Source organism: Cupriavidus basilensis (assembly GCF_029335485.1).
In the GTDB taxonomy this organism is placed as follows: Bacteria; Pseudomonadota; Gammaproteobacteria; order Burkholderiales; family Burkholderiaceae; genus Cupriavidus; species Cupriavidus basilensis_E.
Map to the genome: position 1 here is coordinate 1 of NZ_JARJLM010000657.1, position 23,725 is coordinate 23,725.

Consider the following 23,725-nt stretch of genomic DNA (forward strand, 5'->3'; position numbering starts at 1 on the left):
TCGGCCTTACTTCGTGGGAGTCAGGCCAGGCGGGACGGCTGGCTGGTCCTTGCGCTCGGACCTGGGCGGCTCCGGGACCTTGCAGTCCAGGTCCCGGAAGGGACCGCCGGGCTGTTGGATCCAGTCGGGGCTGATGGCGTACTGCGCGCACACGACCTTGCCGCTGGTCTTGTCCTTGAACAGATAGAAGCCACCCGAGGGCTGCGCTGCCGCGGTGCCGCCGAACGCCATGCCGAGGAGAACAAGGGGAACAGATCTGAGGTTCATGATCGAGTCCTTCATGGAATCAAGGGCTAGTCGGGCCCGGGGCCGCCAGGCTGTTGGCCACTGCGGCCACCAGGTTGCGGGTCTGCGCCACGATGGCGTCCCGGCGGGCCTCGAAGGTGGCGTCGGTGATCAAGTCATTGCTGCCGCTGCCGAACTGGGTCATGGCCGGCGTATGGATATGCCCTGCGGGAATGCTGAGCCCAAAAAGGTCGCGCATCAAGGTGTTGCGGTAGGCGCTGGCATTGGACAGGTAGGTTCCGCCGCCGCCCTGCAGTGCGCAATTTAGCTCAGTGGGCGCCGGCGCGGGCACCGAGGACCGCGCCGCGTTGGCGGCCTCGTACTGCTCATACAGGGGACCGGGGAACGGATAGCCTGCATCCCTCCATGCCGCGAGCGCATTCTCGGCCGCGAGACGCGCCGCCTCGTACGGTCCTTGCAGATCGGCCGCGGCCTTGGTGCATGCGATCATGGAATAGTTGTCATTGCGGGCCACGCTCCATCCGCCCTTCTTGCCCGTCCCCGGATTGACGATGTCCGCACCGGTGTTGGCGTCGATCATCTTTTGGAACGGCAGTGATGCCTGCGTGAACTGGGGCGGCATATCCTTTTTCCACGGCTTGCTCGCGTAACCCAGCCAGCGCTGCGGCGGGTGGATGTCGCAGTCGTCGGCGGCGGGGTAGCCGCCGGCGCAGCTGGGGCTGATGTTGTCGTTGCCAGGCGCGACATAGTGATAGCGGCTATTGAAATGCTCGAGGGCGAAGGATCCCCCCCCCTGGCTGACGGTGATCGACGCATCGACACGCTTGGCCCCCGGCTTGAACCATGGCCCCAGCGTGTCCTCCTGCATGCCGTCCATGAAGGGCCCGTAGTTCACCGGCAGGACGAAGGTGCGGATCACCGCGGTCGTGCCGTCGGCCAGCGCCACGGTGTGGCCGTCCAGTGACAGGATGGTCGCGCCCGACGGATTGCCGATGCGGATGTTGGGATTGCCGTCGAATCCCGGGGCGCCCAGGGTGAAGGGGTCGAAACCGCTGACCAGGATGCGCTTGTGGCCCGCGCCGTCCGGGAAGTCGATCGCGTACTGGCCGCGCGAGGCGCGCTCGAATTCTTTGTGCAGCGCCGCGCGCTGCTCGTCGCTGAGCGCGAAATCGGGCTTCCACTGGCGCAGCGCGTGCGTCATCGTCAGCCGTGCCCAGTACAGCATGCGGTCATCGCTCTTCGGCAAGGTGCCCTCGACCTTGCGGCCCTGCACCCGGTCCACCGCCGCCTGCCAGAGCTTCTGGCCTTCGGCCTTGATCAGCGTCACGGCCTCGTCATGGCTCGACGCCCCCGCCATGCCGTCCTTGCACAGCTTGAGCGCGAACTCCGGGCCGAACTTGTCGAAGCCGCTGGCCTGCAGCAGGCGCTGCGAGAAGCTCTGCGCGTCGCTGGCGTTCAGCTTGTTCACCAGGCGCTGCTCCTCGTACGACGCCGCAACGCTCGTGTCCATTGCGCACCGTGCCTGGACGGTCTGCGTCGGCGGTGCTGGAGGCGGCTGCTGCGGCGGCGCTACGCCGACGGCAGGGGCCGCGCTGGGCTGGTCGTCGCTGCCGCCGCAGCCGGCCACCACCGCAGCGCAGGCAAACAACAGCGCTCCGGTCCTGAAAGACGCCAGTTCCCAAGAAGCGCCGGCCTTGCCTGTGCTCCCGCGGTAGTTGTGAAAGTCTCTCTCCATAACGCTCTTCTCCTTGAAAGCGTTGAAACAGGGGGACAGCACAAAAGTCCGGCACGACCGGCAAAGGTCCAACCGATTGATCAACATTTACCACTGAATGTATCGATGAATATATGAATTCGTCTGTCAATTTCAGTGTTATGTCTGTCAATAAATCCAGTATTGTCCGTCATGTGCGCGTGGTACATTGGTACAAACCCGCCGTGATACATTGGTACAAACTCGCGAGAGTGCGCTGTATCGAAGCGGCCAATCTGCTACAAAGCCGCAGGCCGCGACGCCTCTCCCTCTCTCTTTCCGTCACCCGCCATGAAGCCATCACCCGCCACACCCGCCCCGCCCCTGACGCTGACGCTGACGGAGCGGGTGGCCGAGCAGATCCGCCAGAAGATCACCGAGGGCGAGTTCTCGCCCGGCCAGCGACTGTCGGAGCAGTCGCTCTGCAACAGCATGGACGTCTCGCGGCAAACGCTGCGCGAAGTCTTCCGCGTGCTCACCAAGGACGGCCTGCTGCGCCACGAGCCCAATCGCGGCGTGTTCGTCGCCGTGCCCAGCATTGCGGCCATCATCGACATCTACCGAGTGCGACGACTGATCGAGTGCCAGGCCTTGGCGCAGGCCTATCCACGCCACCCGGCCAAGGTGCACATGCGCGAAGCCGTGGAGCGCGCCATGCGGGCGCACACGGCGGGCGACTGGCTGGGCGTGGGCACCGCCAACATGGCCTTTCACATGGGTATCGTGGAACTGGCCGACAGCGAGCGGCTCAACCTGCTGTTCGCACAGGTGCTGGCCGAGCTGCGGCTGGCCTTCGGCATGCTGCGCGACCCAGAGTTCCTGCACGCGCCCTATGTGGACATGAACCTGAAGATCCTCGAGCTGGCCGAAGCCGGCGACTTCGCCAAGGCCGCGACGGCGATGAATGACTACCTCGTGCATTCCGAGCGCATCGTGCTGGCCGTGTACGCGCGCCGTATGGCCGACTTCGGCCTGGGCAACTCGTAGCGACAAGACGCTGGCGGCGGACTTCCCGCTGGTGGCCCGGGTGGGAGAGTTCTTCGCGACGGGACCGTCCGGTTCCACGGTGCTTTCAGACTAGGTCACCTTGCCCGCTTGCAATGCCAATCATTGTGACGATGATGCGAAAGGATGCGCAGATGTGACAATCTGTGCGTGCACCAGATGTCTCATCAAGCATGTAAGGGGTGGCTCGCGTCGCCGGAAGCCATTCATGTGACTGCGCAGATCATCCAGGTCAACGGCGGCGCCGAACGCGGGCGCTGATCCCGCCTTGCGCGGAACGACCATGTTCCGATGCCCCGGGCTGAGCGACGGCGCGTGCGCTCCGTACTCGAGCCAGCAGTTCCTATCTTTTCGATAATGGGGCGATGTGGAGAATCCCGCAGCATTCAAAGATGGCGGGTTCCTCGTATCCTGTGCGTCCGCCTGTCTGTCTTGTCTTTTTGTCGTTGTTGTTGTCCGTTGTCTGTCTACACCCAACCACCTTTTGTCCAGGCTAAATTCAAATCTATGGTCAGCCCGATCTTTGCAAGGTTGAGGTCGATGATCTGTGGCTTGCCTAAATCTATCCGGAGTCTGCTTGGAGATTGCTCTCCGCTCCACGATGAAAGTCGCGCCCGGTGGTCCTAAAAATGTCCGCAGCTTGTGACCGTACGACATTTGAGTCCGGCCTTGACAAGCAAGGTAAACAGAAAAGGTCAGAGCAGCGATTGGCATGGCGGTGGTTTGATTTGCTGTTTAAGGCGAGACGCGGGTTGCCAGGTCGCTCGTCGTGCGATTGCCCGTGTCAATCAGCCTCTGTCCTTCGGAATATGAAAGTCAGACGGATTGAGGTAAGTGGCAAGCAACCTGCCAAATGCATTCAGCAGTGCATCTGAGTTCATGCCCGATGTGCCTGCCAGAGCGGGACAGATGATCCAGCCGGTTCCACGCCGTTTGAACATACGCAAGTGTTTCGCCTGATCGGCTGGCTGCAACAGCAGTTCTTCGGCGACCACATCGCCGAGCGCGAAGGCTCGAATAAAGTCTTCCGTATGCCGATGGCCCAAGCACACCACGAGCTTTGGCTGCCAACGCGTGCAGATATCGGACAGAAAGCGAAAACGCCCGCCATGGCGGCAAAGGTCCAGGTAGCGCTGCTTGGGTACCAACTCCCTTTGTCCGCGGAACACCTTGGACCACGGCGTTAGGCCATCGAGATGCAATGGCAATGGAAACAGGCTCAGCTTGAACTCGGCGCCCCAGGGCCCATACAGCTGCTGTTCGTAATACTGCTGGCAGTCCGTGGCACCCAGGGGGAGGCCCAACACTTCGGCGCGAGCCGCCGCCATGATGCGGGCAATATGCTGGTGGCCCAGCCATCTTCCGAGGCTCTCGCGATACGTTGTGCGAAACGCTGCATCCCATGCCGGAGGGGCCATGCGCGGCTTCAGCGGCGCGGTCAGATGTTCGAACCACGGATGTGGGCTTCCGTCGCAGAACCACACCGACGCCCCTGGATTCCCCCCTTCCATCCCGACATACGAAGCAAAATAGCCGTCCAACTCCGACCTAGTAAACACGGCATTTTCCATACTGCTCCCCTACAGCTTAATGCGCCCCGCTGATTCAGCGCTCCAACGTGCTGATCGGCCGCCCAACCCGCCGCCCGTGCCGCTGGAATCGTCTCGCCTGATACCAAACGAGACATGGGCGCGGATGAAGTGTTTCGCTTCAAAGAGTTTCAGGCCTTCCCGAGTTGTTTACCGTTCAGTCCGACTCCAAGTCATGGATCTAGGTGGCCCGGAATTCCTGCTTTGGACTCGGCCTGGTTCGGGGTCCGGGTCAATGCGGTGGAGGCTCACTATGGTGCGGAAAGGGAAAAGGCGGTCAGCCGTGCGCCCGGATGGGGAGGGAAATCCGATGCGTCCAGCCGCCGCGCCAGGTAGGCTCCCAGCGCGTCAAGAAGCACATTGGAACTCAGCCCCTTGGGGCCACCGAGTGGAGGGCTAAGCACCAGCGCAGTTCGTTCATGTTCAAAGACATATAGCGATTGAGGCACATCTGCAGGCTGCAGAATTTCCTCAATTCCATCGATACCTTCGAAGCCGAACGCACGCAGATAATCGCACCTGTGCCGTTGGCCCAAGCACAGGATGACGCGCGGTTGATGCTGATGGCGCAGCTTGGAGATGAAGCGGAATCGGCCGCCATCGCGGCACAAGTGCAAGTAGGCTGATTTCGAGTGCAGGACGGAATCGTCTTTGAACGCCTCGTTCCATGGCAGGCTGGGACGTGGATTTTCTGGAAATGGAAAGAGATTCAACTTGAATTCCCAGCCATGCGGCGCATAGAGACAGTGGTAGAAATACTCCGTCGCGTCGATTGGGCTATGCTCTGGCGCCAGGGTCGATGCGTGGGCAGATGCGATGACGCGCGCAATTCGGTAGTGCGTTTGCCATTGCGGGAAGAAGTGAGCATTGGCCCGACGAAAGGCGACGTTCCAGGAGCCGGGCTGCTTCTCCGGGCGCAGTGCTTTCAGCGGTGGCACGCAGCTGAACAACGGCGCCACATCGCACACCCAGAGGGCAGCATTGGGATTGCCGCCATCCATTCCAATGAACGACGTAAAGACAGCATCAAGCTTCGTGCGGCCCGGTGCTGATAATCGAATCTGCTGCATCCCACCAACCTCCAAGCGAGCAAACTAGGTCACCCACCTTCTTACCACCGATTCTTAAACGAATGAGCGCCCGCTATCCTCGTATGGGTCAGCAGCAACTGCGTGGACACCCTACAAATAGCTCATAGTGAAAGTCAGAATGCTACTGGCTGTCCCAGAACCGACGGTTGCTGCCGTCTGGTAAAAGCGCGCCTTGGCACGCTCCTGGCAGAGGACGTGTATCCGGCGCCACGACGGAATTGGCCGGATTGAAAGCGGGTGTGATGCGTCAATCTGCATCAGCCTGCGCGTCTATGCCTTCATTACTGATAGCTGAATGTGAACGTGGAAACTGCAGTCGCTGCGCCGGCCGTGACGGGGCCGGTCTTTGCAAAGCGCGCCGTCAGCGGAATCGAAGCGTTGCCGTTCAGCTGACTGGGCAGGACCAGGAACTGGTTGGTGTTGCCAGCAGCGCTGGAATCAGGCCCGTACTTGATTGGGTTCCCTTTCCACAGGATCTGGACCGCCACGCCCCTGGCCTGCGAGCCCGGGGCAAGCGACAGCATGTCCGTGGTGTTTGTGGGATTGTTGGCATCCGTGAAGGTCACGTACACGTTGCTGGAAGTGGTGGTGGGATTACCACCGGAGCACATCAGGTTCACGTTGAAATTCACCTGATTCGAATAGGTGTTCGCGTCGAGCGTGCCGGCTGCCACAGTACCCAGCGGTACCCCCTGATTCGGCACCGTCGGCGCACAAGTAGGATAGGTTGGCTTGATGACGATGCCCCCAGGACGGAGCCGATACGATACAACCTGCGTGTTATCGGGCGTAAACCAGCCAGCGAACTCACCCGTCAACGTTCCTCCCGACGTGACAGGACCGGTCTTGATAAGTTCGACAAGCAGCGGGTATGATGGGGTTAGGTAATTACCATAGTAAGTACCACCATCGAGCATGACATCGTTCTGCGACCAGTAGGTGCTAGGAAAGACGTAGCTGCCGAGAGTGATACGCACACCAATGCCTGGAATCGATGTGGGGTACACATTACCATTTGGTGCCCCGGTGGTTCCTCGAAAAGTGTATGGGTTAGGGTTCGTTGTACATTTCCACCCGACCGACATAAGGCCGGATCTAAAAACCGGCATCATCGAGGTTGTATTCACTGCCGCCGCTTGCGTACCGCTCCAGCTCAACAGAACTGATCCAACGGGCAAGTTTGGATTGACTGTGAAGTTTGGACCCGGATCAAAATTGAAATACCCGACCTGACTGTCGGAGGTGACATAGATGCAGCTCGCGCGCGCGCAGACGGGCAGAAGCGCGCCGGCCAGAATGAATAGAAGAGCAAGGATGCGTGACATGTTAGCTGGGAATTGGTAAAGCAATTTCAAAGGACTGGCCTCGTGCGTTGCGGCTCTCCCATCGCCGTGCCAATGCCTTGCGGTGTGCACGGGAGCCCGTCTACGGTCGACGTCTCGCCCTTCGGGGCGCGAGACAAATCCAGGTGATAAGCCAAACGGCAAGACGAGGCTGGGCCATCACCCCATTTCACTATCAGTTCACCGTTGTTTTCCTTCAGACTCGCCAGAATCTTGCTGCCCTGGGCGACGACACCGACTTCCTTACCCGACGCATCCAGCACCGTAGCCCCAAAGGGAAGAGGCTTGCCGTCAGCACGCTTGCTTCGAATCACGATCTGCGGGCCCTTGTCTTCGGTGTCGAACTTCACCACCGAAACAGCGCCGGCAGTGGGAGCGACATATTGCGTCGTTGACTTGAACTCGATTCCCGAAGCCAATCCCTTCGGATCGATTTCAATCATGTTGCGCGAGAACGGAATCACGTTGGCCACCACGGCATGACCCCACGGATCGACGCGCAGGCCCGCGCCATTGGCGAGGCGCGCCCCGCCGGCATCCTTGGCCTCGACGATCACCATCGTTTCACCCATGACGGGACTAAAGGCCACACCGCCGGCGTAGGCGACAATGCCGCCGGAGAGGCCGGCGCTGGCCTGCGTATAGTTGTTGCCCTTGCTGACGCTACCATTCAGCATCGTGAACGGTGTCGTATAGGCAACGTTCGCACCCGCCGACGTGTTGTTCGAGTTGCCGCGGCCCGAGATACGCGATGCATTCAGACCGTAGGTCAGGCTGCTATCGTCACCCAGCGCCCCGGACACGGATTCCCGCAGGCTGAGTGTACCGTTGGAATCATGCTGCACGCTCGTCACCGAGATCGGAGCACGAGCAGTCTTGCCCAGCGGAATGCCAACCGTGAGCATGACACGATTGACCCACTTGTTCTCGTTCAGGTTAAACTCACGAGCAGCCGTTACCCCGTAGCTGATGCGCTTGTAGTAATTGCTGTATCCAACTGAGAACTGCGTATCGCGCCCACTGCGGTTCCAATAGTCCTGCGTGGAACCCATCAGGTAAAAGTTGCCCCAGCCTTGCGGCAGCGCCTGGTTCATGGTCACCTGGAGGCGACCCCGCTGAATGCCCGTCATGCCCTGTGGAATAGCGCGCTCATCCAGGTCGCGCAGGGCCATGGCATTCGACAGGCCCAGGTACCCGCTGGTCGAGTAGCGATAGGCAGCCAGCGTCAGGTTGGTGCTTGTGGGTGCCACCATCTTGGAGTAGGTCAACCGGTAGCTCTGGCCGCTGCGATCGGCCTGATTCTGCAGTTGGGTACGAGCTTGCGTAACATCGAGCCCAATTGCGCCCCAGTTGGTGTTCAGAGACGCACCGCCCATTGCTGCGACATAGTTCTCGGACAAAACGGCACCGCCGTATCCGGTCACCATGTTCGAGAAGCCATGCTGCACCGTACCCTGGAACATGAAGGGCCGAATGTGCGCCCCGGTACTGCGGTATTGGCCGGCGGTCATGCTATAGCGCGTCACGCCAGGGCGCAGTGAGGTCACGGCCGCGGCATACGGCACCTTGGACACGTGAACACTGCCGTTCGCCTCGGTGACGGTGACTTCGAGGTCACCACCATAGCCAGTCGCATAGAGATCATTGATCTCAAATGCGCCAGGCTGGACCGTCGTTTCGTAGATGATGTTTCCGTTCTGCCGAATCTGCACTCGCGCGTTGGTCGAGGCAATGCCACGCACGGTGGGTGCATAGCCGCGCAGCGATTCCGGATACATGCGGTCATCGCTTGCAATCTGCACACCACGATAGCCCACCGAATCAAACAGCGTGCCGTCGGTGAAGCCGTCGCCCAGCGTCAGCTGGCTATTGATGGGCGCGATAGCACGCTTGACATTGGTCTGCATCGCCTGATACTGCGAGCCGGTCGCGTCGCTATGCGTATAGCTACCCATGTGGGTCAAGCGCCACGGCCCGACGTTCACGCCGGCGGTGATACCCGCGTAGCTCTGCGTGTACGACTGGCCCAAGTTGTCCGAATGATAGACGTTCGCGTTGTATTGCAGCTTGGCAGCATTGACGCCCTCGTCCCAGAATTTGGATTCCACGTAGCCGCGGGCATTACGCATCATGTACGCCTGAGGCACGCTCACATCCAGGCGCAACTCACCGTTGTCATAGCTTGCGGTGGCGTCCGGCACCAGCTGGGGCATGGTGACACATTCGCCCGAGCCAAGCTTTTCGAGTGCTTGCGGCGAAAGTTTCGTCAGGTCGACGCCCATGCGTTCCAGCTGCGCGCGATCTACACATGGCTGCACATTGGCTTTGTCATTGCCGATCTGCCGCATTGTTACTTCGGTACGACCGAGCCAGATTTCGTTCACAAACAGCCCGGCACGGTACTGACCGGGTGCCGCGATGTTTCCCTTGCTGAAGCGGCTGATGTCAATCTTGCCGCCCGAGCCCGGCTGGAGGAAGGCATCATTGAACTGGACTTCGGCGACCAGGGTATCCTCGATCTCTTGCGTTGCCGCATGCGCACTCGCGCCAGCAAACAACATCAGCACAACCGCACTGATCGGGCAAAGGTCCGAGGGAAATGACCGGCGGTGGGATGGTTTATACATGATGGCGAACCCTGAATGCTTGCACGTGCCCGCGCGTGCCACCTCGACGGGCTGCATGTCAACACGACGGGCCTTCTTGGAAAAATTTGCTCTACGCGTGACCCACGCAGCGCCTGAAGGGGCTACTTCAACGAGGCTTCCTCGGTGGTCGAGCCACCCCAGTCGTTGATCGCCTGGTACAGGACCTTGGCGTCCGGCAAGTTGGTGACATCGCCCTTGAGCGGAAACACCTTGGTCTCACCGGGGCCGACCATGCCGCCGTCTTCAAATTTGGCAACCTTGCTGCCAGCTTTGACTTCGATCGCGGCGTAGGAAACGTGATAGGACGTGGGGTTGCTCGCCTCAATGCCGCCCCGGACAAGCTTCCACGTCACTTGCATCGGTGCTTCTTCGGCCTGCCCATGAAGTCCGGCGGGGCGGAAGAACAGCTTGATGCGAGAGCGGAAAGCCAGTTGCAGTAGATTCACATCGCCTTCGGCCTTGGCCTTCGGCGGAATATCCAGCACGTTCAACCAGAACACCGTCTCTTTGTCTTGCGGCAGCGCTTCACCGGTGTAGGCAATGCGCAGCGTTTGCGCCTTGCTGGGATCCAGTCGCGACACCGGCGGTGTGACGGTGAAGGGAACGTCGAGATTGCTGGGCGACGCGTTGATATCGCCCTTGTCGATCCAGACCTGAGTCAGGCTGGGAGCCTTGCCATTATTGGTGAGTCTGATCGTGGTTTCAGGCTCCCCGGCATTGTAGATAACGCGAGTGCCTGCAATTACCACCGAGGCGCTCACCTGCGACGCTCCTGCCAGGCTTACTGCCGCCAAGGCCGAGCAAAGCGGGGTACGGAAGATGCGCCTCGTTTTCATGATCAATTCCCAATACTCAAAACCACTTCATCAAAAAGGACGGCGCCTTTTGTGGGCGCCATCCGAGTCATGCCTCGCCGCTTATTGGTAAGCGAGCGAGTACGTCACGAACGAAGTCACGGTACCGGCCGTGCTCGTGCCCGTGGCGTAGTAGCGGCCGATGTACGGCAGCGTGGCCGAGCCCGAAGCGATGGCCGTCGGCTTCGAGTTCTGCGAGGCGTCCGGATCGCCAGCCTTGATCACCGTGCTGTCGCCGTTCAGCAGCTGGATGTCTACGTTCGTGGCGGTACCAGCGGCCTGCTGGAGCAGACGGCCTTGAGCGTTGACGGTCGAGCCAGCTTCGAAGTGGGTACGGACCGGGCCGCTGTTGGGCGAGCATGCACTCAGATTGATCGAGAAGGCGGTGTCGCCTGCGGTCTGGCCGGCAGCAGCCAGGATCGAGGTCGACACGGTCGGCAGCACGACGGTGAAGTCCTTGCCGCCAGCCGAGCTGGCGATGGTGCAGGTCTGGGCGGTGATGTTGCCGTTGAAGGTGATGGTGCCATCGGATGCCAGCGCATTCTGGGAGATGGCGATGACGCCGGCGGCGATCATGGTGGAAAACAGTTTCGTTTTCATGGGTGAACCTCAAAGAGAAGAGATGAAACTAAAGAAAGCATGCGGGCGGCCTATTTATCGCCGAGGCACGCAACTACTTCACAATTTCGCCCGTAAATATGTAGAGCAAAAAGGTCCTTTGCAAACTCAAGAGATGGTATTCAATAACTTCCCATCCAGAGCGGTATTCTGGTCATGCATCGAAACTCATTATTCTGAGATGCGGACGACGTTTTCCGTCATTCACATCGCCAGGAGGAGAAAAGAATCCTAGTATCCAGCGCGCTTATCAGACAAAACAGCCCGAGGCAGATGTGCGTAGACTTCCCCGATCTGCGCCTGCGGGCGCCCGATATAGAACCCCTGGACTTCGATGTCTCCGCGCGCGGTTAGCCATTCGAGTTGCGCTCCGGATTCAACCCCCTCAACGACTACCCGAAGTTGCAATCTCGCGCACAGATCGAGAAGTGCCTCAAGGACAATGCAACTTCGCTCTCCGGTCGGGATTCCTCGAAGGAAGGATTTGTCGATTTTTACTCCGTCAATTCGCATGGAACTTAATGTTGAAAAGGGCGGATAGGCAGAGCCGAAGTCATCGCACATGAGGCGAATCCCAAGTCCTTTCAGCGGATCCGTAAATTCCCTCAGCGAAAGCAGTGTCGAAGCGTCTTCCGTCTCGATAATCTCGAAGTCGAATCTGCTGGGGTCCACATGATAATGCCCCGTGATCGCTGTAATCCGTTCGATCAACTTCTCATCGACCAAAACCGACGGCTCCATATTGACGGCAATACGGGTTGGAATTTTTTGATTTCGTTCTTCCAAAACGGCCAATTCCCTGCAGGCGGACTCAAAAACAAAATAGAAAGTCTCGCGCGCAAGTGCCTCATCAGAGAATGCGTGACGAAACGCACCGGGCAGCAGCACCCCGTAAGTCGGGTGGTGCCAGCGCAGCAGACACTCTACGCTGGTGACAGAGGCATTTCTCGCGTGCCATATTGGCTGAAAAACGAGGCCGAATTGCTCTGAGATCAATCCTTCATGTACGCGTTTTACAATGGCCCGAATGCCGGCTGCCCGAATGCCGGCTCGAGAGCCGTCGACAAGAAATATATTACCGGCGCCCTGCACCATCCCGTTCCCCTGTATTTTCAAGTTCTTCATGCGCTTTATCCATCTTTTCCGTCAATGGATAATCAGAGAGTGCGACTTCGGCTCCCCCAATCAATTGGTTCGAGATGAAATCTATCTGGATCGAACGCTCCGACCCACATGCGCAGCGTGTGCATGCACCATAGACTTCGGCTTCAATGGCCGTTGATCATTGATATGCGGTGCTACGCGATGTCAGCAGGTTCTGTCAGGTATCTTTGCTGGGGAGGATTATGACCGAGAGGCTCCGAAATCAGGTCGGAGTGGTGTCTAATGAAAATTGAGTCCGTTCTCAATGTGCAGAGACGTCCGTATGCGTCGGGAACGCGAGGCGGGAAGCTGCGTCTAGATGGCCTTTCCGCTTTTTTGTGAATTTCAATTGTATGAATAGCCAAGCCTAATTGAGCGCATAAAATATCTCATGTGCGCATATATTTTGTAACAGTTATTCAATTTCGGGTCAGAATTCGGGTGGGTCAATGCAGTATTTGAAACGAGCTTGGCGAGCGTCGGTATGTTCGAGATGAACAACCGCGCTACTGGTGCGCGGCGATCTGGGGTGCTCGCGTAGTGCTTGCTGAGGATTGCTGTTGCGACACAGGCGTCCAGCGCCAACTCGGATGCAGTTTGTTTGCCTGCGCTGTTCCCTCGCTCGCCGGACGTGCAGATCAGCTCGCAGAGTTGCTAGTCGGTCCCCGGGGCAGGACTGCCGGTTCCCTCGGCGACGTGTACACGTTTGTGCGCTGGAGTCGGCTGGTTGACTGACATCTCCAAGTATGGCCCGCGATGAGACCGCTACAAGTAGATCAACCTTAAGCGTTCCGCGAGCAGGGTCGGCGCCATAATCGTCATCTGGTCCATTACGAGCCCTAATATGGCGAGGCAAGAGTACCTTGACGACCTAGTCGACGCTCAGTCTGTATTGCGGTTTAACGCCCAGAAGGTGCTCAAGGGAGGAGGTGCCGGTCGGCACCGGGGCTGAGCGTGGACGAGCAAGTGAAGTATGTCGTTGCGGACGCGATGATATGCGCAAGCGCGGCGCAGGAAATTTGAATTCATCCTAAGTGCGACATTAAAAAAAACAGCCAACACCGCTACATCGTAAAAACACCGAATACTTGGAGATGTCAGTCAACCAGCCGACTGAGGGGATCCCCGAGGTGACAAACACGAGGTCCTTGTAGTTGCAAGCCAACGCCCTCGCCGCCCTACTGGGCGGCACACCTGGTGCCCTCTTGGCACTCGTGCATGCGGGCTACCGTTAATGGACAAAGGCCCGACAACTGAATTTCCGGCCCGCGCGCCGCGAAGAATTGCTGCAGGAGATCCTGCATTCAACTTAAACTGCGTCAAGACCTGAAACGGAGCAAAGTGATGCCTGAGGCGACGAAGTGGCGAGGCGGTGTGACGGTTGTGCGGGGGCGGGAACTTGAACTTGTCATGCGAGACCCATCGGGGACAGGTCGAGCGACCGCGCTCGACTTCGTCGGCACTGGAGGGCAAAAGACCTGGATTGGCACTGTGACTGTGAAGCCCGGAACGAGTACCGGGATGCATCATCATGGTCGCCACGAAGTGGCTATCTACGTGCTCAGAGGCCGTAGCGAAATACGGTGGGGTGATCGACTCGAATTTGCGGCTGAAGTGGCTGACGGGGATTGCGTCTACTTTGCACCCAACGTGCCACACCAAGAGTTAAACCTCAGCAACATCGAGGCCGTTGATTTCCTGGTTGTGCGCAGCGACAACGAGAAAATCGCGATTAAGCTCGACGGCGGTGTGCCCGTCGAGCGGCCGGAGATGGTGTTTTAGCGGTCCAAAAGGAAGGCGCGCTCCACTGCGACAGCTCCCCTGAGGGAGCCTCTCTTTCAGATCGGCACGAAAGCACCGTGCAGGCCCAGCGGCAGTGCATACGGCAGCGTGGCCTGCGCCACCGGTCCCCCTGACAGGTGATCGGCCGTGAAGCAGGACAGCACCGTCTTCCGCCGACCGAAGTCCAACACCGTGCCAAGCACCCAACCGGGCTTCGCACCGTCCGGCACATAGACATGCTCTTCCACGATAGCTTGCGTGCCGTAGCTGAAGCGCTGGCTGTGGCCGGTCTCGACATCGGTGCGCGCGATCGCGCCGAAGCCAGGTAAGTCGCGCCGGATCTGTGTCGCGTGGATCAGTTGGCGGTGACGCAGGCCGACCCGGCGCGGATCGATGCGCGGAAACTCGGCCTCCTGCGCCAGCACAACCTGCGTGGCCTGACCAGTGCCGAGGTTCAGTGTGGCGACAGCCAGGTGCGGGTCGGAGTTTCTCACGCGGCGCGCGCGCATCACTTCGCGGGTGGTCGTGAAGACCGAGTCGGCATTGTCCGAACGCACGTAGTCGACGTGGATGAGTGTGCCGCGCTGCGTGTCTTCTTCCCAGGCATTGCCAACGTGGAACAGGAAGCCGGCCGGCAGCGCGAGCATCTGGCGCCGCTCCCAGTTCCGCTTGTCGATCACCAGTGCGCGCATGCCGAGTTCGGGCCGCCAGACGTGGGCGTCGAGAAAGGTCGAACCGGCTTCCTTGCGCTTGCCGTCGTAGACCAGTGGCGGCATCAGGAACACCAGATGCCGTTCGGTCACGGCGAAGTCGTGGACCATCGGCATGTCGGCCACGGGCAGCACGGCCGCGCGTCGCAGCGTGCCCTCGGGTGCGATCTCGTAGAGTGCCAGCAGGCCCTGACCGGAGCTGATGCCGAAGTTCCACACCGTGCCGTCTGGGTCCACCTTGGGATGGGCCGAGAACGGCATGCCCGCGAGATCGGCACGCCAGGTCTTCGGGCCCAGCGTGTCCAGCGTGCGCGCGTCGATGCGGGTGGCCGAGCCGCCTTCCCACAGCGCCAGCATCTCGCCCTGCATCGGCAGCACGCTGGTGTTGGCGACATTGATGCTGTCGGCCGAGGTCGGCGGCTCGGCACCCGGCAGTATGGTGCCCGAGGCCTCGAACAGGCGGCGTCCGGCCCGCGCCTCGGCCACGCGCTTGGGCGTGGCGACGTAGCGGCCCTGGTGCCGCACGTCGGCTCCCTCGATTACGAAGCGGTGCACCATGCCGTCGCCATCGAACCAGTGGTGGTAGCGCTGGCCGCCCAGATCGTGGCCCGCCGGGCCGACGCGGAACAGCGTGCCGGCCACGGCGTCAGGGAAGCGCCCGCGCACAGTGGCATGGGTCGGCGGCAGGTCGTCCGCGGGCGTGGCGAAGCCGATTTTCCAGGGCGCGCCGCCGGCCGAGGCCAGCAGGAGCAGGAGTTCGCGTCGTTCCATGGCAGCCTCAGCGCAGGTGGATGACGGTCTGCTGGTCGCCGTCAACGCGGATCGCCGCGGCCTCGAAGTCGGGTGCGGCGCGGTTGCCCCTGGCATCGTTCGAGAAGCCATAGCGCTCGATCGGCATCCGCATGAGATTGGTGTCGAGCTTGCCGTTGCCATTCTCGTCTGCGAACGCGCGCAGCGCATAGCGTCCCGGCGCCAGTCCCGCGAACACGAGGTGGCCCTGGCCGTCATGCATCGGTGCCTTCTGTGACGCCATGGCCTTGCTGTCGGCGTAGCTGGCGGCGTCGCTGTAGAGCGCGACGTAGAGCGTGGCTTCTGCGGTGGGGCCATCGGTGACACTCACGCTCAGGTCGGCGGCAAGAGCGCCGGCGGGCGCGAGGATCGCGGTGGTGCACAGAGCGTGCACGACCGGGCGGGACAGGAAGGCGGTAAGTTGCATGACGGGCCTCGTTGGAAGTTGGAGGCCCGACGATCTCGCAGGTCGGCTGCGGCGCCCAGCGCGATGTGACGAAACGGGAAAATTCGCGCGTGAAATGCGCGTAGGCGGAGATGAAATGGGCCGGCTGACCAGGCGCACAAGGTGGCTGGAGAATTGGATGAGCGGCACCGCATTAGCGTGGAGGAACCTCTGCAGGAGCCGAGGCAATTGCGCCAGAAGCTCGGGGCTCTTGACTTCCGCTCGATCTCAATTCGTTCACATGTTCACGATTTAAGTATCACCTGCGATGCGACCGCTGCAAGCAGCCACCACCGGCAGGGTTAGAGGAATTTCATCTTTTCCGGTGAAGGCTTGTCGCAGCAGTCCGGCACAAACTGACGACAAGGACGCTGCGGCTAAAATGTCCGGGAAGCGGCCCGATAGGCGAACCAACCGATTCCGAAACCTGACCTGTACGATGACTAATCCTGCTGAAGAGCGTAAGTGTGTTGTTGGACAGTTGCGGTGGTTGATTGATGAACCAACACGAAGGAGCATCAATCACCGCAATAGCATCAACTGAAGGTGAGGGACGGATTGGCGATGACGCCCAGGCAGTTGATCGAGTCGACGGCCCGCGTTATCACCAAAAACCCCTCTGCTGCGGGAGAATATTTGGATGTTTTACTATTTTTCTTCGGCTATCGAGGCGCGATACTTGCAAACAGCAACACTAGCTCTGCCGGTGCTGCTTCACTTGTGAGGTTGACCCCCTCCAGGTTTTTCCCGTGAGCATCTGTCCCACCCGGCAGATGCTCTTTTTTCTTCCGTATCTTAGGAGCGGCGAGGGGCCTTCAAGCTGGATTAACAAGTATGTATGCTGTCTCTGTCGGATTCAGCCAGTGGGATCGTCGTTGGGCTGTTTGAAACACCGAACGGTCTGCTTCGGTCGTTCCGATCTGGAATAATGCTTGCCATGAGTCGACCGAAGAAGCCAAGAAAGCCTTACCGTGCTGGTCGCACGATTGCGCGTGTCGCCATGCGCACGCGTCCGTGGCAATTGAATGCCGCCTTTGCGCCGCTGGAGTCGTTGCTGGATCGCATCGAGCGTGACGGTACGCTGGAACTGTCGGAAGCCGGGGTGCCAGTTTACACGGCGTCTGGGGACGGCAAGGCTTACAGTCTCGTGGCGGTCATTCAGGGTATGGCCGAAATGTTCGATATTGCCCGGCTGCGCGACCCCACCTGCCCACGTACCGAGTTGTTGCATCGGCTTGCCGAGTTGCTGGAACAAGACGGATTGCTGACGCCGGCAGATATTGCTGGTTGCCATCAGTGTTTAGCGGCACTGCGCGCCTATGCGGCAAGTCTGCCACATCAGGAGATGAGCGATATCGTCAGGACCGCGCAGATCAAGTTCAGATTGGACGCGCTGTTGGAGTTATCGGATGAGGAGGGGGGCTGATCTGGAGTGTTGCAGCGCACAGAAGGCATGTACACACATGGATTTACATCTGGCCCGGCATAGTCTATAGTACATCCATGGTACATCCATCGATGAGGATCAACATGCACACCACCAAGGTTTTCAAGAATGGCAATTCGCAGGCCGTCCGTATTCCGGCTGACCTGGCCTACGAACGCATGGACGTCGATCTGGAAATTGAACGAGTGGGGGATGAACTGCGCATCCGGCCGGCACGCCGGCCTCTTGCCGGGGTGCTGAAGAAGTTCGCCAAGTTCGGGCCAGATTTCCTGGCCGAAGGGCGAGGCGAGCAAGAGCAAGCTGAGCGCGAGGCCCTGTAATGCCGCGCTTCATGCTCGACACGAACATGTGCATCTACCTGATGAAAAACCAGCCGGAACAGGTCGCAAAGCGGTTTGCGCAGTGCTACGTCGGTGACGTGGTGATGTCCGCGATCACGTACGCCGAGCTGGAGTACGGTGTCTCTGTGTCCGCAAGCCGCGCACGCGAACGTCGGAACCTCACTGCGCTGATCGAGGACATTCCGGTGGTGCCGTTCGATGCTGCAGCGGCGGAAGCCTATGGCCCCATCCGCGAAGCGACGCGCGAGCGTAAGAAGGATCACTTGGACAAGCTGATTGCTGCGCACGCCGTAGCTCTCGACATTGTGCTGGTCACCAACAACGAGCGGGACTTTGCCGGTTATCCCGGTGTCAAGGTTGAGAACTGGCTCCACGAATAGTCACGGAAAAGGATTCCATGATTGACGTACGGCGTCCTCTCTCCGCGTTCTTCCGAATGGGTTAGCCGGGACTCGGCCTGCTGTTGTGCGGCCTGCGCGGCCACTCGATTGGCATCGGCCACCGCCGCCGACTTTTCCGCCGCAACGCGTGCAACTGCTTCGGCGGCAACCTGGGTGCATGCATTGACAAGCTCCGCTTCCAAGCAGGGGACCGCATCCAACCACAGTTCAGCCTGGGCCAGTAGCCTGCGCACATCGCCAACCTCCAGGCGGACCCGCTCGATCAGCTGGCTGAGACGCGGTATCCCGGCGGACCGACCGCGGGCGCCTGGCCAGCCGCGCTGCGATTGTCCGACGCTTTCCCATTGGAGGGTGATGCGTAGATCGCCATTGACCACCCATGCGCCGCATCGACGCCTCACCCCTCGTCCGGATTGTCACGGACACGTCACATCCATCCAGTAACTTGCGGCTCATTTGCGGACGGATTTCCCTGTCCGCATGTCGAAGGCATCCCGCGATCTCGCAACGGAAAATGAAAGGCAGCTCGGCATCGGTCAGTAGGCTTGCGCTTGCGGGTTGCCTGAGTTGCCTGGGCCTTCCGGCGGCGACGGGTACGGTGTACGCGCAGGAAACGGCGCTGGCCGCTGGCGAGCGTGCGCAGTTCTTCGATGTCGATATTCCTGCGCAGCCTCTGGTTGATGCCTTGGCCCGGTTCGCGGTTATCTCGGGGCGTTCTGCCTTATTTCCCGCCTCGCTGGTGTCCGGCCGAATGTCTTCACAGGTGAGCGGTCGCTATACCGCCAAGGCCGCGTTGCATCGTCTTCTGGAGGGTACGGGATTGGACGTGGAGGAAATCAGCGGGGGGCGTGTCGCGGCTTTGGTCCTGAAACCCGTTGCCGCGGACGGCCCGGTGGCGGGTACCGGCGTCGACGCGAGCGATCTGGGCGGGTACGAAGCCCTCGTGCAGGCGCGCATCTGGGACGCCATCTGCGCATACCCTGAGACTTCGCTTGCAAGCTACCGTGCGCTCATACGCTTCAGGGTGGCGCCTGACGGTCACGTCTACCATTTGCGATTGCTCGGATCTACCGGGGACCGTGCGCGTGATGTGGTGTTGATGCGCGCCTTGGCGCCCGTACGGATGGACCGGGCGCCGCCGCCGAAGATGTCGCAACCCGTCACCATGGCGATCTTGCCGGCACAGTCCGGCGGTCCCGCTTGTGTGGCCGCAGGACATTGAGCCGATGACCGAAGACGTTCGCCCGGTCTTGCTGGACTTTCTGTCCCGGCGCTATGAAGATCTCAAGCGCCGGCTCACCCGTGCATTGGGCAACGATGAGTTGGCCGGAGACGCGCTGCACGATACGTGGTTGCAATTGCGCCGCATGGACGACCCGAAAGCGGAGATCCTGAACCCGCGTGCGTTCCTGCTTCGCATGGCGGTCAATACCGCCATCAGCAGCTTGCGGAGCCAGCATCGCGCCGTGCCGCAAAGCGAAATCGAGGCGCTGCTGGAGGTGGCGGACCCGGCGCCGGGCCCCGAGCAGACGACGGCCGGCCGTGCGGAATTGCATGACCTGATGGCGATCATCGAGCGCATGCCGCAACGGCGGCAGGATATTCTGCTGCTGGTGCGCGTCGACGGCATGGCGCAAAAGGACGTGGCCAAGCGTCTGGGCGTCTCGCTGAGCACGGTCGAGCAGGAACTGAAACGGGCCCACCTGCACTGCGCGGCGCGTATGGCCGGCAGAAAATAGTTTGAGGTTTTGGATGCCGACAATTGTCTTGCCTATGGCAGGGCCCAGCCCGTGGTGCGATGGTAGCGCATGTGCACCGGTGCGGTTCAGTATGTGCGCGTGAAATGACATCATGAAGACATCCATTCAACCCAACGACGCTCCCAGCATCTCGCCGGACGTGCTGCACGAGGAAGCGGTGATCTGGCTGGGACGGCTCACGGACGGTGGCGTGACGCAGCCGGAACTGCAGGCGTTCAAGCGCTGGCAGCAGACGAGCCCCGCGCACGCCGCGGCGTTCGAGGACGCCAAATACCAGTGGAAAGCCATGCGGCCGGCGTTGGTCGAAATGCTGCGCGCCAATCCGGCACGAAGCGCGCGGCACGCACGCCTGTCGCGCGCACCGCAGATGGGGCGCCGGGCTTTCCTGGGCGCCGGCGTTGGCGCGGCCGCCGCTGCGGGGGTCGCGATCCTCCATCCGCCGTTGGGACTCTGGCCGCCGATGGCCGAATGGGGAGCGGATTATCGAACCGGCACCGGAGAGCAGCGCATCGTGGCGCTGTCCGACAGCGTGACGGTCACGTTGAATACCCAGACCAGTATTCGCCGTCAGGCGGTCGACGGCGGCGTCGTGGGGATGCATATTCTGGCGGGCGAAGCCGCGGTCGACCTGGGTAGCGGCAGCGGGCCGTTCGCCGTCGTCGCCGGCGTCGGAACCAGTCTGGTCGAATCAGGACGGTTTGAAGCGCGCTACCTGGGCGACAAGGTGTGCGTCACGTGCATCGATGGCGCGGTTCGGATCATGCACCCTTCGGGCTCCCGACGGTTGCAAGCCCGCCAGCAGACGGTCTATGACGACAGCGGCATCAGCAACGTCGCCGCCGTCGAGACCGGCAGCGTTTCCGCCTGGCGCAAAGGCGAACTGGTGTTCAACCAGACCCCGCTCGCGCAGGTGATCGACGAGATCAACCGCTATCGCCCAGGGCGTGTCGTGTTGATGTCGGCTTCAGGGCGCGATCGTGGGGTGGTGGGGCGCTTTCGCATCGCCGTCCTCGACGAAGCGCTGCTGCAGATCCAGTTGGCCTTCGGCCTCGACGCCCGCCGGCTGCCGGGCGGCCTGCTCGTTCTGAGCTAAAGGCGCTTCCCCAATCACGAAGGCGTTGTCTGATATGACGGGCGCATGACACGCGATGTGTCATGTGCCGCTTTTCATCGTCCGTACATCTTCGCCACGTACGACGATGCGTGAGGCATTGGAGCGCACTAAAAATTTTCTAAGGTTTTTCGCGTTGGCCGGCGTCTATCAGCAACGGGTCTTTCGTCGTCAGTGCTTCGCGCTGTCGAACAGGAGATGCGTTCGGGCGTGGCTGCCTGACACGGGGCGGGCAGCCGTAGTGGAATCGACTCAACTATCGGGCGGGACTTCAGATGAGCAGACGCGGGCAAACGGGTGCAACAGGCAATTCACGCCATCCGTCACAAGGAGGACGGGTGTTGCGCACGGCCCCGATGGCTCGGGCCATCACGGCGGCACTGGCGGCCGGCGGCGTGTTCGGCTCGGCGCATGCGCTGCAGGCCTTCAGTCCCGCCTGGTTTACGGCGAAGGGGGCGGCCCAGAACAGCGCAGCGGTCACGGGAAGACTGCCCAACGGCATGCCGGTCTCGACCTTGACGAGCCCTTCCGAGCAGCAGCGCCTAGCCAACGCGCAGTTGCAACGCTCGGTCGCCAACCTCGGCGCTGCAGCGCAGGCGATCGCCGCACAGCAGTCGCTACAGGCAGCGGCCCGACAGGCGGCACGGAACGATCCTGCTTTGCCCGACGGATTGACCGATGGCGGACTCAAGGTCGATACGAACAGCCTGACCCAGGGTTGGCTTAACGCCAATGCGCCGGAACAGACCGTGGCGGACGGCAGGACGACGGTGGCGATCACGCAGACGGCGGATCGCGCCGTCCTGAACTGGGAGACCTTCAACGTCGGCAAGCAGACCACGGTGGCATTCGCGCAGCAGAAAGACTGGGCAGTGCTGAATCGCGTGAACGACCCGCAGGCACGCCCGAGCCAGATCCAGGGGCAGGTCAAGGGAGACGGCACGGTCATGATCGTCAACCGCAACGGCATCCTGTTCTCGGGCAGTGCGCAAGTCGACACGCGCAATCTGGTGGCGGCAGCGGCGAAGATCAGTGACGAGCAGTTCCGGTCCCGCGGCATCCACAGCGCGAAGGTCGGCAACGGCCTGGCGCCCGTCTTTACCGATGCCGCGGGCGCGGTGACGGTCGCCGCCGGCGCGCAGATCACGACTGCCACGCCCGCTTCGGTGACCCAGGGCGGCGGCTACGTTCTGATGGTTGGGCATGAGGTGAGCAACGCCGGCGCGATCACCACGCCACGCGGCCAGGTTCAGCTCGCCGCAGGCGACTTCTTCATCGTGCGGCCCGGCCAGAGCACGGCGACGAATCAAGGATCCACCACGCGTGGCAACGAGGTATCGCCGCAGTTCATTGCCGGCAGTACGGCGGGGCGTGTCATCAATACAGGTCTGCTGAGCGCGCCGGAAGGCGACATCACGCTGGCCGGACGCAAGGTGGTGCAGGATGGTGTCGCGCTGAGCACGACCACCGTCGACACGCGCGGCACCATTCACCTGTTGAATTCGGCCAGTGACACGCTTGGCAGTGTCACCGTGACGTCCAACGCGCTGAACGCGGTGTTGCTCGATGACAAGAGCGGTCGCACAGCGCTGGACACCCAGCGCGATGCGTTGATTGTCCCGCAGCTTCGTGAAACATTGGGGATATTCGACAATCTGTCGCAGTTGGACGACCGTCGGGATTTGTCGCGCATCGAGGTCGTTTCGGGCGGCAACGTACTGTTCGCAGGTGGCTCGAGTACGCTGGCCACGGGTGGCCAGATCGTCGTCAGTGCCGGCAATGCGGGTCGCACCACCGTGGCCGACGGCGCACGGCTGGATGTGTCGGGCGCGGTCGCCGTACACGTCGCGATGGCCACCAACAACGTGCAGGTCAACGTCCAGGGCAATGAGCAGCGCGACGCGCCGATCAATCGCGACAGCACCATGCTCAACAACGCCAACGTGTGGATTGACCGGCGTCGGCTGATACGCGTGGCCGCCGGCACGGGAGGCTACGACAAGGAGCGCTGGTATACGCCGGGCGGCCTGCTTGAGGTCGGCGGCTACCTTGGCCTGCAGGGGCACGGCATTGGCGAATGGGCCGCGCAGGGCGGCAGTGTCACCTTCTCCGGCGGGGAACTGGTTGCGCTGAAGGGGTCGAACATCAATCTCTCTGGCGGCACGCTCGACGTGCAGACCGGCATGATCCGGCAGAGCTGGCTCAAGGGGACGGATGGACGACTCTACGAGGTGTCGAATGCACCGGCCGATGTTGCGTTCACCGGCATGTACAAGGGCTTTGAGGATACGCACTCACGGTGGGGCGCGAAGGCCACGAGCTACTTCTACAATCCGCTGATCGGCCCGGCACATCGGCTGGAGAACGGCTATACGGTGGGCCGCGACGCCGGCCGACTGGTGGTGGCAACCGGAGCCGCGGTGCTCGAAGGCGACATCACCGCGACAGCATTCCAGGGGGCGCGCCAGGTGACGCGCGGCGATGCCAGGCTGGACGGCTACGCGCAGTCGCACAACGCAGCGGCGCAGGCGGCGCAACTGGTCCTCGGCAGCTATATCAGCGGCTACAACAGCGACGCGACGGTGGGGCCGGTGGGCGTCTTCCACAACCTCGCGCCCACGTTCAACCGTATCGTGTTCGACCGCTCGC

General features: G+C 61.2%; 21 protein-coding genes. 9 read left to right on the forward strand and 12 right to left on the reverse strand.

Translation table 11 applies throughout. The features are described 5' to 3' along the window. Positions 1-6: 6 nt before the first annotated feature. Positions 7-267 carry a hypothetical protein gene (locus tag P3W85_RS40390; protein WP_276268922.1) on the reverse strand — a complete coding sequence of 87 codons (261 nt, stop codon included), beginning with the start codon at positions 265-267 and terminating at the stop codon, positions 7-9. Between the two features lie 19 nt (positions 268-286). Next, positions 287-1,981 (reverse strand): hypothetical protein, encoded by a 1,695-nt coding sequence (locus P3W85_RS40395; protein ID WP_276268923.1) that lies wholly within the window; start codon positions 1,979-1,981, stop codon positions 287-289. 309 nt (positions 1,982-2,290) lie between these two features. Here P3W85_RS40395 and P3W85_RS40400 point away from each other — a divergent pair, with 309 nt between their 5' ends. Continuing rightward, positions 2,291-2,986 carry a GntR family transcriptional regulator gene (locus tag P3W85_RS40400; protein WP_276268924.1) on the forward strand — a complete coding sequence of 232 codons (696 nt, stop codon included), beginning with the start codon at positions 2,291-2,293 and terminating at the stop codon, positions 2,984-2,986. Between the two features lie 806 nt (positions 2,987-3,792). On the opposite strand, the gene P3W85_RS40405 is transcribed toward P3W85_RS40400, so the two are convergent. The 7 genes from P3W85_RS40405 to P3W85_RS40435 all read right to left on the reverse strand — a co-directional run bounded on the left by P3W85_RS40405 (position 3,793) and on the right by P3W85_RS40435 (position 12,272). After that, a complete protein-coding gene (locus P3W85_RS40405) occupies positions 3,793-4,575 on the reverse strand; it encodes a transcriptional regulator (protein ID WP_276268925.1) in 783 nt (260 codons plus the stop codon). A 269-nt stretch (positions 4,576-4,844) separates the two neighbouring features. Beyond that, positions 4,845-5,663, reverse strand: coding sequence for a transcriptional regulator (locus P3W85_RS40410; RefSeq protein WP_276268926.1), 819 nt, complete (start codon positions 5,661-5,663; stop codon positions 4,845-4,847). A gap of 302 nt (positions 5,664-5,965) precedes the next feature. Next, positions 5,966-7,009: a fimbrial protein gene (locus P3W85_RS40415; protein WP_276268927.1), complete on the reverse strand. Its 1,044-nt coding sequence runs from the start codon at positions 7,007-7,009 to the stop codon at positions 5,966-5,968. A gap of 26 nt (positions 7,010-7,035) precedes the next feature. After that, positions 7,036-9,711: a fimbria/pilus outer membrane usher protein gene (locus tag P3W85_RS40420; RefSeq protein WP_276268928.1), complete on the reverse strand. Its 2,676-nt coding sequence runs from the start codon at positions 9,709-9,711 to the stop codon at positions 7,036-7,038. Between the two features lie 65 nt (positions 9,712-9,776). Then, positions 9,777-10,511, reverse strand: a complete 735-nt coding sequence (locus tag P3W85_RS40425; protein WP_276268929.1) for a fimbrial biogenesis chaperone — start codon at positions 10,509-10,511, stop codon at positions 9,777-9,779. An 81-nt stretch (positions 10,512-10,592) separates the two neighbouring features. Beyond that, on the reverse strand, positions 10,593-11,129 hold the full coding sequence (locus tag P3W85_RS40430) for a fimbrial protein (RefSeq protein ID WP_276268930.1): 537 nt from the start codon (positions 11,127-11,129) through the stop codon (positions 10,593-10,595). Positions 11,130-11,378: 249 nt separating this feature from the next. Further along, positions 11,379-12,272 carry an EAL domain-containing protein gene (locus P3W85_RS40435; RefSeq protein ID WP_276268931.1) on the reverse strand — a complete coding sequence of 298 codons (894 nt, stop codon included), beginning with the start codon at positions 12,270-12,272 and terminating at the stop codon, positions 11,379-11,381. A gap of 1,362 nt (positions 12,273-13,634) precedes the next feature. Between P3W85_RS40435 and P3W85_RS40440 the strand changes: the two genes are divergently transcribed. Further along, entirely contained in the window at positions 13,635-14,072 is a 438-nt protein-coding gene (locus P3W85_RS40440) for a cupin domain-containing protein (protein WP_276268932.1), read from the forward strand. Positions 14,073-14,128: 56 nt separating this feature from the next. On the opposite strand, the gene P3W85_RS40445 is transcribed toward P3W85_RS40440, so the two are convergent. Both P3W85_RS40445 and P3W85_RS40450 read right to left on the reverse strand, forming a co-directional pair. After that, positions 14,129-15,553: a carotenoid oxygenase family protein gene (locus P3W85_RS40445; protein ID WP_276268933.1), complete on the reverse strand. Its 1,425-nt coding sequence runs from the start codon at positions 15,551-15,553 to the stop codon at positions 14,129-14,131. Between the two features lie 7 nt (positions 15,554-15,560). Beyond that, positions 15,561-15,998: a DUF2141 domain-containing protein gene (locus P3W85_RS40450; protein ID WP_276268934.1), complete on the reverse strand. Its 438-nt coding sequence runs from the start codon at positions 15,996-15,998 to the stop codon at positions 15,561-15,563. Between the two features lie 955 nt (positions 15,999-16,953). Between P3W85_RS40450 and P3W85_RS40455 the strand changes: the two genes are divergently transcribed. The 3 genes from P3W85_RS40455 (at position 16,954) to P3W85_RS40465 (ending at position 18,184) form a co-directional block, all read left to right on the forward strand. Next, a complete protein-coding gene (locus P3W85_RS40455) occupies positions 16,954-17,442 on the forward strand; it encodes a hypothetical protein (RefSeq protein WP_276268935.1) in 489 nt (162 codons plus the stop codon). A 104-nt stretch (positions 17,443-17,546) separates the two neighbouring features. Continuing rightward, positions 17,547-17,783, forward strand: coding sequence for an antitoxin (locus P3W85_RS40460; protein WP_276268936.1), 237 nt, complete (start codon positions 17,547-17,549; stop codon positions 17,781-17,783). Further along, positions 17,783-18,184: a type II toxin-antitoxin system VapC family toxin gene (locus tag P3W85_RS40465; protein WP_276268937.1), complete on the forward strand. Its 402-nt coding sequence runs from the start codon at positions 17,783-17,785 to the stop codon at positions 18,182-18,184. The genes P3W85_RS40460 and P3W85_RS40465 overlap by 1 nt, the downstream gene beginning before the upstream one ends. Here the strand turns inward: P3W85_RS40465 and P3W85_RS40470 are convergent. Further along, complete coding sequence (locus tag P3W85_RS40470; RefSeq protein WP_276268938.1) at positions 18,145-18,582, reverse strand: hypothetical protein; 438 nt, start codon at positions 18,580-18,582, stop codon at positions 18,145-18,147. The two genes, P3W85_RS40465 and P3W85_RS40470, sit on opposite strands and share 40 nt — an antisense overlap. Before the next feature lie 137 nt (positions 18,583-18,719). Between P3W85_RS40470 and P3W85_RS40475 the strand changes: the two genes are divergently transcribed. From P3W85_RS40475 to P3W85_RS40490, 4 genes are all read left to right on the forward strand, one after another. Continuing rightward, on the forward strand, positions 18,720-19,427 hold the full coding sequence (locus P3W85_RS40475) for a secretin and TonB N-terminal domain-containing protein (protein WP_276268939.1): 708 nt from the start codon (positions 18,720-18,722) through the stop codon (positions 19,425-19,427). Further along, a complete protein-coding gene (locus tag P3W85_RS40480) occupies positions 19,408-19,944 on the forward strand; it encodes an RNA polymerase sigma factor (protein WP_276268940.1) in 537 nt (178 codons plus the stop codon). The genes P3W85_RS40475 and P3W85_RS40480 overlap by 20 nt, the downstream gene beginning before the upstream one ends. Before the next feature lie 112 nt (positions 19,945-20,056). Further along, complete coding sequence (locus P3W85_RS40485) at positions 20,057-21,058, forward strand: FecR family protein (RefSeq protein WP_276268941.1); 1,002 nt, start codon at positions 20,057-20,059, stop codon at positions 21,056-21,058. Between the two features lie 356 nt (positions 21,059-21,414). Continuing rightward, positions 21,415-23,725 (forward strand): filamentous hemagglutinin N-terminal domain-containing protein (locus P3W85_RS40490; RefSeq protein WP_276268942.1); only part of this gene is annotated, 2,311 nt, incomplete at its 3' end.

What these genes read in the sequence shown, in the direction of transcription:
- P3W85_RS40390 (WP_276268922.1), bottom strand. Translation starts at nt 267, where the DNA reads ATGAACCTCAGATCTGTTCCCCTTGTTCTCCTCGGCATGGCGTTCGGC.
- P3W85_RS40395 (WP_276268923.1), bottom strand. Translation starts at nt 1,981, where the DNA reads ATGGAGAGAGACTTTCACAACTACCGCGGGAGCACAGGCAAGGCCGGC.
- P3W85_RS40400 (WP_276268924.1), top strand. Translation starts at nt 2,291, where the DNA reads ATGAAGCCATCACCCGCCACACCCGCCCCGCCCCTGACGCTGACGCTG.
- P3W85_RS40405 (WP_276268925.1), bottom strand. Translation starts at nt 4,575, where the DNA reads ATGGAAAATGCCGTGTTTACTAGGTCGGAGTTGGACGGCTATTTTGCT.
- P3W85_RS40410 (WP_276268926.1), bottom strand. Translation starts at nt 5,663, where the DNA reads ATGCAGCAGATTCGATTATCAGCACCGGGCCGCACGAAGCTTGATGCT.
- P3W85_RS40415 (WP_276268927.1), bottom strand. Translation starts at nt 7,009, where the DNA reads ATGTCACGCATCCTTGCTCTTCTATTCATTCTGGCCGGCGCGCTTCTG.
- P3W85_RS40420 (WP_276268928.1), bottom strand. Translation starts at nt 9,711, where the DNA reads ATGCAGCCCGTCGAGGTGGCACGCGCGGGCACGTGCAAGCATTCAGGG.
- P3W85_RS40425 (WP_276268929.1), bottom strand. Translation starts at nt 10,511, where the DNA reads ATGAAAACGAGGCGCATCTTCCGTACCCCGCTTTGCTCGGCCTTGGCG.
- P3W85_RS40430 (WP_276268930.1), bottom strand. Translation starts at nt 11,129, where the DNA reads ATGAAAACGAAACTGTTTTCCACCATGATCGCCGCCGGCGTCATCGCC.
- P3W85_RS40435 (WP_276268931.1), bottom strand. Translation starts at nt 12,272, where the DNA reads ATGAAGAACTTGAAAATACAGGGGAACGGGATGGTGCAGGGCGCCGGT.
- P3W85_RS40440 (WP_276268932.1), top strand. Translation starts at nt 13,635, where the DNA reads ATGCCTGAGGCGACGAAGTGGCGAGGCGGTGTGACGGTTGTGCGGGGG.
- P3W85_RS40445 (WP_276268933.1), bottom strand. Translation starts at nt 15,553, where the DNA reads ATGGAACGACGCGAACTCCTGCTCCTGCTGGCCTCGGCCGGCGGCGCG.
- P3W85_RS40450 (WP_276268934.1), bottom strand. Translation starts at nt 15,998, where the DNA reads ATGCAACTTACCGCCTTCCTGTCCCGCCCGGTCGTGCACGCTCTGTGC.
- P3W85_RS40455 (WP_276268935.1), top strand. Translation starts at nt 16,954, where the DNA reads ATGAGTCGACCGAAGAAGCCAAGAAAGCCTTACCGTGCTGGTCGCACG.
- P3W85_RS40460 (WP_276268936.1), top strand. Translation starts at nt 17,547, where the DNA reads ATGCACACCACCAAGGTTTTCAAGAATGGCAATTCGCAGGCCGTCCGT.
- P3W85_RS40465 (WP_276268937.1), top strand. Translation starts at nt 17,783, where the DNA reads ATGCCGCGCTTCATGCTCGACACGAACATGTGCATCTACCTGATGAAA.
- P3W85_RS40475 (WP_276268939.1), top strand. Translation starts at nt 18,720, where the DNA reads ATGAAAGGCAGCTCGGCATCGGTCAGTAGGCTTGCGCTTGCGGGTTGC.
- P3W85_RS40485 (WP_276268941.1), top strand. Translation starts at nt 20,057, where the DNA reads ATGAAGACATCCATTCAACCCAACGACGCTCCCAGCATCTCGCCGGAC.